This is a genomic window from Thermoactinospora rubra (genome assembly GCF_002093975.1).
In the GTDB taxonomy this organism is placed as follows: domain Bacteria; phylum Actinomycetota; class Actinomycetes; order Streptosporangiales; family Streptosporangiaceae; genus Nonomuraea; species Nonomuraea rubra_A.
This window is the reverse complement of record NZ_MSZZ01000052.1, coordinates 1-14,623: the sequence shown is the minus strand read 5'-3', so window position 1 is coordinate 14,623 and position 14,623 is coordinate 1. Positions and strand designations below refer to the sequence as shown.

Genomic DNA, 14,623 nt, shown 5'->3' with positions numbered 1-14,623 from the left:
TCGACGCATAAATGCGTCACTCTTCCAGTCGCCTGCTCAGCTCCCGGAAATCGGTAGCGATCCGGCCAAGAAGATCACGCAACTCATCGCCATACACCGCCACCCCGGCGAACGCCTCGAAGATCTCCAGATGGGTGGCAAGCTCATCCGGCCCGGTCAGCGTGAGATCACCTGTCAGGCTCTCGACCACACTGACCGAGCCGTCGTAGATCGTGAAGCCGTGCAGCGGAAAGGCCGGCGCTTGCACCGACCACGGCACGACGCCAAGCCTCACATGCGGCAGCGTTGCCACCTGAGCCAGGCGATCGAGTTGCGCCACCATGAGCTTGGGAGAGCCTGGCCACGTCCGCACTGCCCCCTCGGTCAGCACGAACGCGAACCGGCGCGAGTCCTCAAACAGTACGGCTTGCGCCTCCACTCGGACGGCTGCAGCCTTAGCCGCATCCCCCTCGTCGACATCGCGTCCAACAGCCAGCGCCAGACGGGCATACTCCCCGGTCTGTAGCAGTGCCGGGATCATCGCGGACTGGAACACGGTGAACTCTCGCGCCGCTCGGACCCTTGCGGCATTAGCCTCCTCGCGACCAGCAAGCCCACCCTTCAGTCGAGAGACCTCTTCCCGAAGCCGCACGAGAAGACCGTCCAGCTCCGTACGGGCCGCTTCGTCGAGACAAAGCGCTGCGACCAGCCGCTCGACGGTCTCGGGTGTCGGGAGCAACTGGCCCGTCTCTATGCGGGAGATCGTGGGTTGCGCGACGTGAGCGCGCTGTGCCAGGTCCTTGCCGGTCAGTCCTGCGTGCTTGCGTAGCCGCCGCAGCAGTTCGCCCAGCGTCCGCAGGCGATCTCGTCGCTCGTCCACACCGAGCGTTCTACCACCCTCCTGAGACTCTCCTCAGCAGCTACCTCAAAAGTAAGATCCTTACATCCTCTAGGTCGCATCACCTGCACGGTGTCGTGGCACGGTAAGGCCGGTCGCCTGGCCGTGCTGTGGCTCTCTGAGCTGTAGTGCCAGCGCCCCTCACGAACGAGTGAGAACCACCCACGAGTGAGAACTACCCATATGTGTCCGACAGACCACGCGCTACATACGCCTAAATACGAGGACATACTCCTCATCGATGCTGGCCAGATTGCGCCTAGCGTATGACATGTATCTATTTTTGACAGGATAGAAGAAGATATCCTCAAGCGCGAAATCGTGTGCTATCTCGGCAAATAGATCGGCAGTAGGAATCTTGTCGCCATTCCAGGAAGAGTGACCCACTACCATTAGGACAGGTGAGTCGGCTTTGCATAGCTTTGCTATTCCTTCGAACGCCAATGTCATACTCTGAACATAGTGGCGGAAATCATTAGCACGCTGAGCCGACTCCTTCCGTATGCGCGTCTCCCACATAGTTGCCAAAGGCCCTGACTGCCAGGGCGCCCTTAGTAGCGGATCCTTCATCGGGATGCGAGGCCTCCCAATATAGTGAGGCAGCAGAGAGAGACGCTCAGATGCTGTCGTGGTATACCCTAGCCAGAACATTTCCAACTGATGCCGACGATAATAGTCGACAGCATTATGGTAAGGCGGCGATGTCAGCACGGCATCAACTTCCCCTATTGCTTCAGCTGGCAGCTGCTTTGCGTCACCACGGATGACCACAGGCTCCTCTACATCAAGAGGAAGAAGAGAAGCATATTCCGCTATGGCCGACTGAGCCTTCTTGAGGGCGGCTCTGAAAAGAGCAAAAGGGTTTACAAGGCGTCCTGCTGCATCCCTTCTCCGCATATGAGCAGTGTATTCGAGTCCAGATACCGGCACGGGGTCGGCATTTGATGAGTTTCGTATGATAGAAGCGAAGACTATCTCCAAAAAAAGTCGAGTTCTCTCGCTCGCGTTGACTTCGCGGACTATCTGAAGAAGTCGAGCAAGATCGACAATTACGTAGCGGCGAAACCAGTGGAAAAGGCGCGGTATCTCGGGAACCCACAGCCCTTCGTTTGCGATTACTTTCTCATACTCAGCCTCATCGAGATCGACAAATTGGCGATGCTCATATTCCTCCGCTGGTCGCTCAATACTCTCCAAGGTGTGAATAAGTTGAGCAACCACACTATTGACCTCATTGAGGTCATATTTCCGCGTCTTGGCGCGAGCCACCGCCACGGCAACAGGGTCGATATCCAGACCGACTCCACCACGTCCGGAAATAGACGTCTCCACGAGCGTTGTCCCAGAGCCCACAAAAGGGTCCAGAACGATGTCACCGCGCTGGGTGTACAGCTGAAGCAGAGTGTCGACTACAGGCGGATGAAACTTTGCTGGATACCTGAAAAGGTAGTGCGTAACGTTGGAGACTCTCTTCCTCTGTAGTCCTAGCAGCTTCGGCTTCATCTGAGCCTCGTACACCACGGAGACTTCCCATCCTAGTTGCGTGCTTGACGTCGATAGAGGGCGGCTCTACGTTTCACCCTTAAGCCAACTACTCTACCCGATACCGGTCGTACGGGCATTACAAATCTCTACGGAGTTCAAGGCTCTTCGGAGACAAAGGCCAGCAGCTCAGGATACATCTGGTGTGCGAGGTTCTTTCCGGAAGGTGCTTGCCCGTCGAGCGCTGGATGGTGACTGAAGCCAGAGTGCTACCCTGCGTTCCACCTCTTCTAGTGAGGTGTTCAAAGTAATCCGATCGGGCGTGATAAAGCTAATTGCTCCATGGCTTGCAGCCACAAGTGCCGATAGCGCAGTACGTATATCAGCGATAGGCGCATCGACGCCGGCACGTCGGAGTTCAACGGAGATCATATCTACGCTGCGAGGCAAATCCATTGGGCCATAGGTTTCAAGCTCTCTTAAAGCAGCGACGATTGCAATCGCTAGCTCACGCGGAGGGTACTTTGGATCGTTAAGTAGCTGATCGACCTTTTCGCTTACCTCTTCCGGAGTAAAAGCTGATAGCACGATGTCTAGGATATGGCGTGCCGTTATGTCGCGCTTATCCATGGCCTCTACGACGCGGGCCAGCTGCTCGACAGTCCAGCAGCTAATCCTCAGATCCTTTGCGCGCTTCGCCGCCGCGGCATTGTCGCCTCTACTACCACCTGGGTAATCAGGTGCTATGAGGAGGCAACCCGACGCCTTGTTGTCCTTTACGTGCTGTGCTAGACCCGCAAAATCTAGAGATCCTAGAGAGGACTTGCCTCTAGCAGACGACTTTGCTTCCAGCGTGATCTTACGTTCTCCTTGGGGGTAGTCGCGCAACCGGGCGAGGCCATCCGGATGTTCCGAGCCACCCAGGTGCTTTGCTACGAAGCCAAGAGCACGCACCGCAACGATGAGGGCAACCTCAAGATCGCGTTCGGAAGCGATCGACTGTCTTAGGTTGTCGGCGATGGCTTGAGGGGAGGTTATCTGCTCCTGCGCCAGGCTCCGCCACAGCCCATCACGACGTTCAAGGATATCGCCAATAAGGTGGGGCGAAACGCCAGCCTCACGTAGGTATATCTCTAGCAAGGCTTCCGCCGTAGCGACGTCGTGTAGAAGGTCGAGAGCTCGGGGCGAATCTTTGAAGGCAAGCACGAGTTGATGATTCGCGTTTAGTACAAAAGTGCGTCGAGCGGGCTCGAAACGAACCATCCTTTCGTCCCGGCCCAGCTCTTCCATCCGGTACGCGTACGGTTCTCTGGTTTCGAGATCGTATAGGCTAGCGGCGAGCTCCTTGACGTTATCCTTGCTTGGCTGCTCTAGATAGAACCAATCATCATCAGCGTCCGTTCCGGGTGCGTGCTCATCAGTCTCTGAAGATAGGAGGACATCAGCTAGCGGTCGCTCCACCAGCCGTGGCGCGACATAATTTCTCTCCTGCTCCCGCTTATACTCCTGAGGTTTCGTCTGCGTCTTTTCCCATTCCAGATAGCGCTGTCTCGCTTCATTGAAAACCTCAACAAGAACTTCGATGAAGACTTGCCGTCGATCACTGTCGCCTACGTTTTCTCGCGGTGCCGTAATGTCTTCATCTAGATCATCTGCATCGATGTCTGCTTTGAAGCGGTTGAAGGTCTCATAAGAGCGCGGCGAAACGCCAAATAGTGGGTCATCCTCATCTACTAGGCGACCACGAACTCTAACGAAGAAACCGTGCGATCGCGTAAGGTCTGCACTCTTGCCTTGATACAAAGTTTGGCGAGTGACGATTACGTGCCCGGAGATGCCTTCTTCGAACTGTTCTGACACTAGCGCGCGGCGTTCCTCGGCATTAGGCCCATAGTGCTGCGGTGCGGGCCGAGTCTCTACCCGCCAGTCCATTGACGTTCGGCTCGTTAGACTGGCTATCCGCTCGGGTGGGAGGTCGCCTAGAGTAAATTCCACAACCTTTTCGTAATCGGCCTTAGACGAAATAACGCGATCGCCATTCAGAAATAGCTTGAAGTCGTCCGTAAGTGGCATGGCCGTACGAAGTACCCAGAGAAGCTTCTTGGGTGAAAGCGAAATCGCTCGGTCTTTGAGCTCCTCCAAGAGGGCAAGCGTCCAGCTTTCTGCAGGATCCAGGGCGGCGGCTGGGTCGAGCTCGGCTGCTTGTAGAGCTCTGACCACTGTGGGGGCTTGCAGAACTGATTCTCGTGTGTGTGCCCTAACATCGAGAAGCACGGGGGATTCAGGTCCCTCCGGATCTGATTTGAAGTCCGTAAAGCTCAAGGTTACTGCAAGAATTTCTCCTGCTCCTGCCGAGGTCAGATATGTTATTCGGTTGGCCAATGCATAGGTTGCCAGCTTTCCGATGCCGAACTTACCTATTTGACGCCTTTTGCGCAATGCCTTTATGACTTCATTTCTCTTTGTTGAGGATCCCACTCGCCATAGATCGGTTAGGCCATTCTGATCCATGCCGACGCCGTTGTCGTAAACTGCTATGACATCAAGCCCGCCAATTTCCGTCCCTGGGCTAATAGTTGGCACGACAACATGGCATTCTGTTGCGTCGGCATCAAAAGAATTAACTACCAGCTCTTCGATTGCCTTTAGGGGGGATTGATAGAGCTGCTCCGAGAGAAGAGTGATGAGCTCCTTTGAAAGGCGAACCTTGACTTCGGCTCGCTCTTGTCCTGTGCTAGCGAGGAACTCGCCTACCGTTTTTGGAGCAGTCGTCATCTGGTGCCCTTGGCTATGGTCGGGTGTGACAGGTATCAGCGTACTCCTGCCACTTGATGTGGCGTACACGGAGAGATCGGAGCGACAAAGTGTCCTGTTACATTCGAAAGTACCTTCTAATGTGAGCCTATTATGGTTGGTCGGTTGTGTTGTTCTATACGTGGTTGGTCCATGGGCATCGTCAGCAGATAGGGGCTCATGCGGCTATCGGTGTCTTCGAGTGGCTTGCGGAGAACGTTGTACCCGTCCCGCACGTTTTTCAGTCGTGAGCACAGCTCCGTGTGTGCCGCCCCTGCTAATGGGGCTGTCTCTAATGATGTATTCACGCTGACCTGAACACGTTGAGTTACTTTAGGAGTGCGCAGTGTCAGCATCCCTTGGCTGCGTGGCAGTGTGCCGGAAATGTCTTGAGCTTGCCCGCAGAGAGCTCATCTAGTGGTTGTGCTATGTGTCCAGCGAGTGAGGGTGATCGTTGCTGGATCACTGCCGAATTGCTCTTGTAGGGATCAAGGGCGGCGCTCCGCGCCGCCACCGCGCGGCCCTGCGCTCGGCCGCACGCTGCGCGTGCGGCCTGGGGGCCGTTCTCGCGTGCGCCGTGCTCGGGCCGCGCGGCAGGCACGAGACGAACCAGATCCCACAACACCACGGCGACCGCGACGCCCAGCACGGAAACCAGCCACAGCGCAGACCGGACTCACTTCGCTCGCCCTTCGGACGCCCACGGCACTTCGCCAGCCGCGCCGCTCCGTCCTCACGGGCTGATGTCCTTCATGCCTCCGGCGGGGGCCTCCGGCTCCAGGATGATCACGAAGCGCGCGAAGGGCCGTAGATGGCGGAGGCGGAAGCCTGATCGTCCCGCCGCCGTCGCCCAGGACAAGCCGAGCAGACCAGGGGCCGGGGGCGAAGGTCGTTCCTCCAGTAGGGGGCTCCACCTTCACCCCCGGCCCCTGGCCCGCTCCACTGACGTGTGGGACGACGGCGACGGGACGATCAGGCAGGGAGCGGTGTGCGTGAAGACGCGAAAGGTCGTGCCCGTTGCGTGCCCGTTTACAGAGCGATCTACGGGAACTCAGGGGAACTCATGGTAATTCGACCGGCATACGCCCAGGTCAGCGTCTTCCCAGCTCAGGGCGCGTGATCTTGAAAGACTTCCCAAGCTGACAGCGCGGGTTCGATTCCCGTCACCCGCTCCACTTGCGGGGTTCCCCTCATCATGGGCTGGCCTGTATCTCGATCGCTTCCTCGTTGCCAGCCTGGCAGTATCAGGAGGGGAGGGAGACGCCATGAACTTCGATCGGATCGCCATCGAGCCTGACAAGCTTGAAGGCAAGCCCACCATCCGTGGGTTGCGTATCACGGTGGAGACGGTGGTGCGGCTGGTCGCCGGCGGGTGGTCCTTCGATGAGATCCTCGCGGACTACCCGGACCTGGAGCGTGAGGACATCAAGCAGGCGCTCGAGTACGCAGCGGCGTCGACGAATGTCCACTTCTACCGCCTTCGAGAGCCGGCGTGAACTTCCTGGTCGACGAGAACCTCTCACCCCGCGTCGCCGAGCTGCTGACCAAAGCTGGTCACAATGCGGTGCACGTGCGCGATCTCCAGGCGACGAGCGCGCCCGACACCACGATCATGGAGCTCGCCGTTGCGGACGGTCGGGTCATCATCTCCGCTGACACCGACTTCGGCGCGCTCCTGGCCTATGCCCGCGCGACTGAGCCCTCCGTCATCCTCGTGCGAGAGCTGGTGGAGCTTCGTCCACCCGACTTGGTCAACATCATCTTGGCTAATCTCGAGGTTCTCGAACGGCACCTTCAGACAGGCGCGATCGCGGCTTTCACCAAGGGGGGTATCCGCGTCCGGGTGCTCCCACTGCGCTGAAACGGTCATGATCCATGTGCCAGATCCGTGCCAGAACGGACGGACAGCAGAGGTCAGTCAGGGGTACTCACGGTCACTCGACCCGGCGTGACCTGGTCCCCTGGTTTTGCAGGTCAAGACGTCAAGATCAGTAGCCGGTTCCCAAGCTGACAGCGCGGGTTCGATTCCCGTCACCCGCTCTCGTAGGCATCGGTAGCGGTGGACGCTCGGCTCAGAGTTGATCGGTGGGGCTCACGCCACGGAGAAGTTCAGTCTTGACGACGCCGTGCAGTGCCCGGTGGAGTTTTGCGTCGGTTGTCAGCAGCGGAATCTCTCGATCGAGCGCAAGTTGCGCGAAGATCGCGTCATACATACGCAAGGTCAACCGTACGGCTAGGCTGGCGGCTCGCTCCAACCGGTCGACATCGACGGGATGGACCCGGACCGCGAACTCGTCGATGATCCGGACGGCCGCGATGAACTCCTCTGCGGTGAGCCGGCCCGCGAGCAAGCCCTTCTTTCGCAGTACTCCGGCTACCTCGATCCGTGCGAAGTCCGCCGTCTCCAGTCTGATCCGGTCATGCAAGAAGTCGTCTTGGAGTTGGCGGGCGTGCTCGAAGCCGGGCTGATCGACGAACCAGCGCAGGAACACGCCGGTGTCCACGACATACGCGTCAGTCACGCGCACCTTCCCGGAGGCGGTTAAGTTCCTCGTCCACCCCGCTCACGCCGCGCATGCGCTCCTGAATCCGCTCCATGGTGGCCAGGGCCCGCTCACGTCGGCTCGCCGTCTCCAGGCTCTCGCGGACAAGTGCGAGAACTGGCAGCACACGGTCCTCGGGAAGTCGATCGACCAGGGCATGCAGTTCTTCACGCATCGCGCTCATATTCGAAGTCTATGCCTCACCCATAGTCGGCTCTGGTGTACCGAGAAGGAGGTTCGTGCCGCGCGTAACAGGCACGTGGGTGCTGATGGCCGTGCCCGTTGCGTGCCCGTTTGCAGAGCGATCTACGGGAACTCAGGGGAACTCACGGTAATTCGACCGGCATACGCGCAGGTCAGCGTCTTCCCCGCTCAGAGCGTGTGATCTTGAAAGACTCCCCAGGCTGACAGCGCGGGTTCGATTCCCGTCACCCGCTCTCACTGTGAAGGCCCACGTCAGGACGTGAATCCGGACCCGGGCCTTTGATCTTGTATGGAGTTGTTGATCTCTATTGCGGGCTCATCCGGCCCGCTCGGCGTCGCCGGATCCGCGCGCGGACGGCCGTATGCGGGCGAGGCGCCGCACGCCCGCCGCCACCCAGATCGTGGCCAGACCGGCGTAGGCGCTCAGCACCGCGACGGTCACCGAGGGCAGGACCGCCGCCAGGACGACGGCCAGCCCCAGCAGGCCCGCCCAGCCGTACAGCACCGCCCGAGCACGGGCTGAGCCGGTGTGCGCCGCCTCCTGCACCGGGGTGATCAGCGCCAGGGCAGCCATGCCCGCCGTGCCGATCGCCTCCTGCTCGAACACCACACTCGGCACGAGCAGCGCCGTGCCCGCGGACAGCAGGCCGCAGCACAGGCCGGCCACTCGCGCCTCCACGCCGTCGAGGAGCAGTCTGGTGGACCTGGCGCGCGCCAGGCGCAGCGTGGCGAACGCCTCGGCGACCCAGGCCGCCCAGTGCAGCAGCGCGATGAGGACGAGGACGGCGACGAGTGGGGGTACGGCGGGCAGCAGCAGCGCCATCCACCACCCGCCGAAGAACCTGCCGCGCAGCCGTCTCAGCCCCCGGTAGAGGGGGTTGCGCTGCTTCAGCGCCGCTACCAGGAGGTCTCTGGCCTGGTCGATGCCGGGATCGAGGCGGAGCACCTCGCGGAAGGCGCGGGCGGCTTCGCCGGGGTCGCCGAAGGCCAGCGCCGCCCGGCCGTACGCCAGGTGGGCCAGCGCGCTTTCCGGGTCCAGCCGTACGGCTCGCGCCGCGGCGGCCCTGGCCTGGGCGGCGTCGCCGAGCGCGGTGAGGGCCAGCGCCAGCAGGCCGGCCAGGGTGGCCCTCTCCGGATCGACGGCCAGCCCGCGGCGGGCCGCGTCGGCCGCTTGGGGCCACTGCCCCGCCTGGATGTGCACCCGGGCCAGCAGTTCCCAGCTGGGCGCGTGCTCGGGGACGAGGGCCAGGGCGGCGCGGGCGGCGGCGAGCGCGTCGCCGGGCCGGTGCGCCCGGTGGTACACCCGCCCGGCGGCGTAGTGGGAGAACCAGTGGTCGGGCGCGAGCCGTACTGCCTCTCGGGCCTCGTCGACCGCCTCGGGCAGCATCCGCTGCTCCGCCAGGGCGATGGCGAGCAGGGCGTGCGCCCTCGCGTGCTGGGGATCCAGGGCGAGCGCCCCGCGCAGCTCCCGTTCGGCGTCGGCGTGGCGGCGCAGCTCCAGCAGTACGCGGGCCCGCTCGACCAGGGCCGCGGCGGTCACCGTCTGCCGTCGATCCAGGGAATCAGCTCGTCCCAGGCGCCGGAGTCGTTGGCGTGCAGCACGTAGTTGCGTGCGGTGGCCAGCCACTCCCGCACGGCGGTCGGCTTGGCGGCCCGGGCCGCGTCCAGCAGATCCTGCGTCGTCAGCGGGACCGGGCGGCCCACGCTGATCGACTGGCGCAGCTTGGCCTCCACCGCGCGGTCGACCACGCCTTTCAGGTCCGCGCCGGTGAACTGGTCGGTGGCCCGTGCCACCGCGTCGAAGTCCATCTCGGCCAGCGGCTTGTCCCGGCACAGGATGCGCAGGATCGCCGCGCGGGCGGCGGTGTCGGGCGGGGGCACGAACACCATCTGGTCGAACCGGCCGGGACGGCGGAAGGCCACGTCGATGTACCACGGGGCGTTCGTGGCCGCCAGCACCAGGACCCCCTCGTTGGCGTGCTCGTCCACGCCGTCGAGCTCGGCCAGGAACTGGTTGACCACCTTGCGGTTGTACGCATGGCGCATGTCGGAGCGGCGGGCGGCCAGCGCGTCGACCTCGTCGAAGAACAGCACGCACGGCCGGTTGCGGCGGGCCAGCTCGAACGTGGCGCGCAGGTTGCGCTCGCTGGAGCCGATGTACATGTCCAGGACGTCGGCCAGGCCGACGTTGACGAACGACGCGCCGAGCTCACCGGCGGCGGCCCTGGCCAGGTGAGTCTTGCCCGCGCCCGGCGGGCCGTACAGCAGCACCCCGCCGCCGGCCCGCTTGCCGAACGCGGCGAACAGCTCCGGCTGCTGGACGGGGAGCAGGAGTTTGATCCGCAGCGCCTCCTTGACCGCCTCCATGCCCGCCACGTCGTCGAAGGTGACGCGGGAGCGCTCCACCTCCGTGCCGTCCCACGCCGGTGCGGGGTGCGTCGGGGCGGGTTGCGGTACGGCCAGCCGCGCGGCCAGATCGGGGTCGGCCACCGACGGGTCGCGGGAGACCGCGTCACGGTACCGCTCGGCCGCGCCGATCGCGTCGCCCTCGCCCAGCAGCGCCCTGGCCGCGAGCACTCCCAGCCGCGGGGGGTGGCCGGGCGCGGCCAGGAACGGTTCCAGCACCGACAGCGCGGCCCCGTAGGCGCTCTGCCGGACGAAGGCCTCCGCCAGCCCGGCCGCGACGTCGGGGTCCTTGGGCGCCAGCAGCAGCGCGGCACGGAACTCGGCTTCGGCCTCGGCGAGATATCCCTTGGCCAGCAGCTGTTCGGCGAGGTGCCGTCGCAAGGGGAGGTTATCCGGGGAAAGACGCACCGCCTCGCGGAGCGCCCGAAGCCCGGCATCGTCGAGCACGTGCCCGGTCCCTTCTGTCGCACGGGGTCGGTCGCGGGATGCGATCGATCCCAAATTACGCCGAGACGCCGAAACCCGTCCGGTCGAACTGATCAATCGCGTGGAAAACGGATGCGGCGGTCAAGGCGTCTGGCCGGCTAGGAGCCGGACGCCTTCGCCCGCCGCAGATCGCGGATGGCCGAGACCGGCGGCGGCAGGACGCACACGAGTGGCGGCATCACCGGGGAGAAGAAAAGGTACGGCCGACGCCGACCTGCTCGCCGACCGGTCCGGGCCACGGCCCGTCGCGCGGGCCGCATGACGAGCGAGCCGATCTCATGGCGCCGGCCCTGTGCTCACCGGTTCGCCCCTCGATCTGGTCCGCCGCCCCCTCCTGCATTTCGTACGTGCTCCTCCGGAGCGAGGCGAGGCATGGGAGAAGGCCGGACAGCGATAAAGCGCTGATTTTCGGCGCAGGCCCGAGATCGGCTCATGTGGGCCGGATGTGACCAGGCGACGCGCGTATCCGAGAGCGTGGCGGTCACATTGACCGATTGAACCGCTCCGCCGGTTCCGGATCTGTCCTCACCGAGCGCAACAGACGACGCGCCTGGTCGGGCGGCGGCCGATCCGCGAGGTGGTGGAGCTCCTCGTATGCGTGTCCTGTGCTCACGCCGGGGCGGCACCTGGGACATTACGCCATGGCCCGCAGGATCTCGATCAGCGCGGTGGTGGCCGGGGGGTCTGGTGGGTCGCCGTATGTGACGGCATAGATCTGACGGGCGTTGTCGGCGATTTCTGTGGCGTGGATCCCTGGCGCCCGGTGCGCCGTGAGCGCGAGTCCGGGAAGCGTGGCGACCCCCATTCCGGACGCCACCAGTGACTGGATGACGACCATGTCGTCACTGGAGTAGGCGATTCGAGGCGAGAAGCCGGCACGCCCGCATGCCGCGATCAAGGCTTCTCGGCAGCGTTCGCATCCGCCGACCCAGGCCGAGTCGCGATGATCCTCAAGGCGTTGGCCGGGGTGGAGGCTGATGAGATAGAGCGGATCGTCCAGTAGGTGCGTGAGCCGGAACCCCTCCTCTTCGAGTGGGGTGTCGGTGTGCCGGAAGATCAAGGCGATGTCGACGTGTCCGGAGCGCAGCATCTTCAGGCCCTCCACCGGGTGGGCGTCGATGAGGTTCAATTCGATTCCCGGGTGCGATCGGGACAGCTCGACAGCGGCTTTCGTGACGAGCGTGGCGAGGACCGTCTGGAAACCGGCGAGTCGCACACGTCCAGCACGAAGTCCCAGGTGTGCGGCCAGTTCGGCGGATGCCGCGTCCACCCGCCCCACGATCTCTGCTGCTCGTTGAGCGAGTAGCTCCCCTTCAGGAGTGAGTCGGATGCCGCGGCCCACTTTCTGAACGAGCCTGGCTCCGGTAGCGGCCTCCAGGCGGCCAAGGTGGTGGCTGACTGATGACTGGGAGTAATGCAGCTCCTTCGCGGCGTCGGTCACCGATCCACGGCGGGCGACCGCCTCCAGCACCCGGAGGTGGGTAAGTGTCAGCATCCATCGACTTTATCGATGGAACCCTGCTGCTTTTGGCATTGGACGTCATGCTTCCAGCAGGCCAGCATTGATCGCATGACCGGGGGATCAATGCCCTCATCGACGCACCGCCCAGACCGCGGCTGGCCGAACTGGTGCAGCGGATTGCGCCGCGAGCACGACAGCGGGCCGCCCCACCCGACGACATTCACCGTCTCTGCAATACCGGTGACGCAGTGGCGAGGTGCAGACCTCAGTCACGGCACCAGCGATGTCGCCAATGACGCAGCCTCGTGACACCCCATGCCGATCTGAGTGAGGACAGAAGATGAAACCACTGATCGTCTTCAGCGACGTGACCGTCGACGGATTCATGGCAGGGCCGGACAACGACCTCGACTTCGTGGTCGATGACCCCCGGCTCGAAGACGAACTGACGAGCGAGCTCATGTCCGTTGCGGACACCATTGTCTTCGGTCGCAGATCGTTCCCCGACTCGGCTGCCTATTGGACTGCCGCGGAGGGCGAGCTGGCCGCCTGGATGAACGCGACGCCGAAGGTCGTGCTGTCAACAGACAGCAGTTTCGACGTCAGCGCTTGGGAGAACTCGACGCTGGCCGCCGGGGACGGAGCGGACCAGATTCGCCGCCTGAAGTCGTCCTCTGGTGGAGCCCTCGTGGTGTTCGGGGGCGTGCAAACCGTTCGCTCGCTCGTCGCCGCGAATCTCGTCGACGAGTACTGGCTCAAGTTCAACCCCGCGATCGTCGGCCGAGGCGGGTCGATGTTCTCCGACGTGGCCGAACGCCGACCGCTGACGTTGCGTAGCGCCAGATCCTTCCCGTCCGGCACCGTCGCTGTGATCTACTCGACGTGATACCGGCAAGGGAAGGCGGCGGACCGCGATCAGTTCGTCCAGGGCGAGCTCGCGAGGTGCCAGTCAAGGGCGGGGTCGAGGAAAGTGACAGAGGCCATGGCTGAGGTTGCGGCGGGTGGAAGTCCAGGCCGGCCTTGGCGTCGAACAGCGCCGCGTAGTCGGCCGCGGAGAATCCCTTCCGTTCACCCTTGCGCCCACGGTGGTGCCGAATCCGGTAGATGAGTCGTAGCCGGCTCCCTGGCCGGGGGGCGATATGCTGCGCGTGCGGCCTTGGGGGCTGTTCTCGCGCCCATCGCTCGGCCGCGCGGTGGCGTCACGAGACGATCCCCCGCAAGGCTAACCCGCCAACCCAGAGGCGGTTCCCCGCCCCGGCGGCCCGACTCTTCGGCGGCGTCCGGAACCGGTCCAGGGCGTAAGCGCTCCCCGCAGAATCGCGGGCCGCGATTCGCCGATCCCTGGCAGCTACTGGGAGCGGGGCCAGGAGTGGGCGAGGCGGTCATGAACCCAGCGCTGTCGTTCCAGCGGCAGACCGCGAGCAGTCATCGCTCTGCCCAGAAGATCAGCATCGAACCCCTGCGCCGCCATGTGGTCGAGGAGAGGTTCGTATCGGTCGGGCCGATCACGCAAGAGCTCTGTGGCCAGCCGCAGTTCCAGGCGAACCACGGGAACCCGATGCGCGCCACAAGTGATCAGGATGTAGTGCTGCCACGGGCCACGGCCTGCGCACTCCAGCCCATCGGAGTCGGTGTCCTGCTCCACCGTGCTGACCTCGACAACGACGCCGTTCACGTCGTACCGAGCGAAATACTGCGAACTCTCGGGAAGCCACGAGGCCGCATACAGGCAGGGGAAGGACGACAGAGCGGCGGCGACCGTGTCAACGTCCTGCCGTCGAGCCGCCAAGAGGTCGACGTCTCCGGCAGGAAGGTGCACGCCGTGCAGCAGAGCGGCACTTGTGCCCCCCACGCGGTACATCGGGTCGGCCCCCATGGCCTGCAGGGCGGTCAGGGTCGTCTCCAACGCCGACGTTACGTCCTCACGTCGCAGAGACGCCTCACCGGTTCCCATGACGATCAGCGTACCGATCAAGAGTCTCCACGGTCAGGACTCTGGTTGCCGGGCCATTAGCCGGGTGACGAGGGGTCAATCATGGTGGCCGTTTCGGTGAGCTTGCCGAGGGCGTCGACGATGGCTTGGTCGCGCCCCATCGCGGCGTGCTGGTAGATCAACGCGCTCCCGCGTGGTCAGCGGCGGCGCGCTGCGTTGCCGTACGCCCCGCGCCGCGCTGCGGATAGGGGCAGTCACGGCGCGGGCGCCACGCGGGGCATCGCCGTAATGCGCCCCGCCGTACCAGCACACCCCACCGACCGCCGACGCGGCGTCTCATCAGACCAGCAGGTCCATAACACCCTGAGCTGCCACCAAGGCCATGCTCGTCCAAAGTGAACCGCGCCGAGTTTCGTGGAGGCCGGGTTAGCTGGCTG

General features: G+C 63.5%; 12 protein-coding genes. 3 read left to right on the top strand and 9 right to left on the bottom strand.

The annotated features are described in order from the left end of the window. Positions 1 to 16 precede the first annotated feature (16 nt). From BSB02_RS31615 to BSB02_RS31605, 3 genes are all read right to left on the bottom strand, one after another. On the bottom strand, positions 17 to 859 hold the full coding sequence (locus tag BSB02_RS31615; RefSeq protein WP_084964569.1) for a helix-turn-helix domain-containing protein: 843 nt from the start codon (positions 857 to 859) through the stop codon (positions 17 to 19). Between the two features lie 222 nt (positions 860 to 1,081). Beyond that, positions 1,082 to 2,380 carry a DNA methyltransferase gene (locus tag BSB02_RS31610; RefSeq protein ID WP_143591388.1) on the bottom strand — a complete coding sequence of 433 codons (1,299 nt, stop codon included), beginning with the start codon at positions 2,378 to 2,380 and terminating at the stop codon, positions 1,082 to 1,084. Between the two features lie 168 nt (positions 2,381 to 2,548). After that, positions 2,549 to 5,134: an ATP-binding protein gene (locus BSB02_RS31605; RefSeq protein WP_084964667.1), complete on the bottom strand. Its 2,586-nt coding sequence runs from the start codon at positions 5,132 to 5,134 to the stop codon at positions 2,549 to 2,551. Positions 5,135 to 6,417: 1,283 nt separating this feature from the next. Here BSB02_RS31605 and BSB02_RS31600 point away from each other — a divergent pair. Together BSB02_RS31600 and BSB02_RS31595 are read left to right on the top strand one after the other, a co-directional pair. Further along, positions 6,418 to 6,648, top strand: coding sequence for a DUF433 domain-containing protein (locus BSB02_RS31600; RefSeq protein WP_084964567.1), 231 nt, complete (start codon positions 6,418 to 6,420; stop codon positions 6,646 to 6,648). After that, on the top strand, positions 6,645 to 7,013 hold the full coding sequence (locus tag BSB02_RS31595; protein WP_084964566.1) for a DUF5615 family PIN-like protein: 369 nt from the start codon (positions 6,645 to 6,647) through the stop codon (positions 7,011 to 7,013). Before BSB02_RS31600 ends, BSB02_RS31595 begins: the two co-directional genes overlap by 4 nt. Positions 7,014 to 7,224: 211 nt before the next feature. Here the strand turns inward: BSB02_RS31595 and BSB02_RS31590 are convergent, their stop codons facing one another. The 5 genes from BSB02_RS31590 to BSB02_RS31570 form a co-directional block, all read right to left on the bottom strand. Further along, positions 7,225 to 7,674, bottom strand: a complete 450-nt coding sequence (locus tag BSB02_RS31590; protein WP_158088783.1) for a type II toxin-antitoxin system VapC family toxin — start codon at positions 7,672 to 7,674, stop codon at positions 7,225 to 7,227. After that, positions 7,667 to 7,879: a hypothetical protein gene (locus BSB02_RS31585; RefSeq protein WP_143591387.1), complete on the bottom strand. Its 213-nt coding sequence runs from the start codon at positions 7,877 to 7,879 to the stop codon at positions 7,667 to 7,669. The genes BSB02_RS31590 and BSB02_RS31585 overlap by 8 nt, the downstream gene beginning before the upstream one ends. 336 nt (positions 7,880 to 8,215) lie before the next feature. Further along, positions 8,216 to 9,439, bottom strand: coding sequence for a tetratricopeptide repeat protein (locus tag BSB02_RS31580; RefSeq protein WP_158088782.1), 1,224 nt, complete (start codon positions 9,437 to 9,439; stop codon positions 8,216 to 8,218). Beyond that, on the bottom strand, positions 9,436 to 10,686 hold the full coding sequence (locus BSB02_RS31575; protein ID WP_240506808.1) for an ATP-binding protein: 1,251 nt from the start codon (positions 10,684 to 10,686) through the stop codon (positions 9,436 to 9,438). The genes BSB02_RS31580 and BSB02_RS31575 overlap by 4 nt, the downstream gene beginning before the upstream one ends. A 739-nt stretch (positions 10,687 to 11,425) precedes the next feature. Then, the gene (locus tag BSB02_RS31570) at positions 11,426 to 12,286 is read right to left on the bottom strand and encodes a LysR family transcriptional regulator (protein WP_084964561.1); all 861 of its coding nucleotides are present in this window, start codon (positions 12,284 to 12,286) and stop codon (positions 11,426 to 11,428) included. Between the two features lie 307 nt (positions 12,287 to 12,593). Between BSB02_RS31570 and BSB02_RS31565 the strand changes: the two genes are divergently transcribed. Continuing rightward, the gene (locus BSB02_RS31565) at positions 12,594 to 13,139 is read left to right on the top strand and encodes a dihydrofolate reductase family protein (RefSeq protein WP_084964560.1); all 546 of its coding nucleotides are present in this window, start codon (positions 12,594 to 12,596) and stop codon (positions 13,137 to 13,139) included. Between the two features lie 462 nt (positions 13,140 to 13,601). Here BSB02_RS31565 and BSB02_RS31560 read toward each other — a convergent pair whose 3' ends face one another. Then, on the bottom strand, positions 13,602 to 14,228 hold the full coding sequence (locus tag BSB02_RS31560) for a hypothetical protein (protein ID WP_084964559.1): 627 nt from the start codon (positions 14,226 to 14,228) through the stop codon (positions 13,602 to 13,604). Positions 14,229 to 14,623 lie beyond the last annotated feature (395 nt).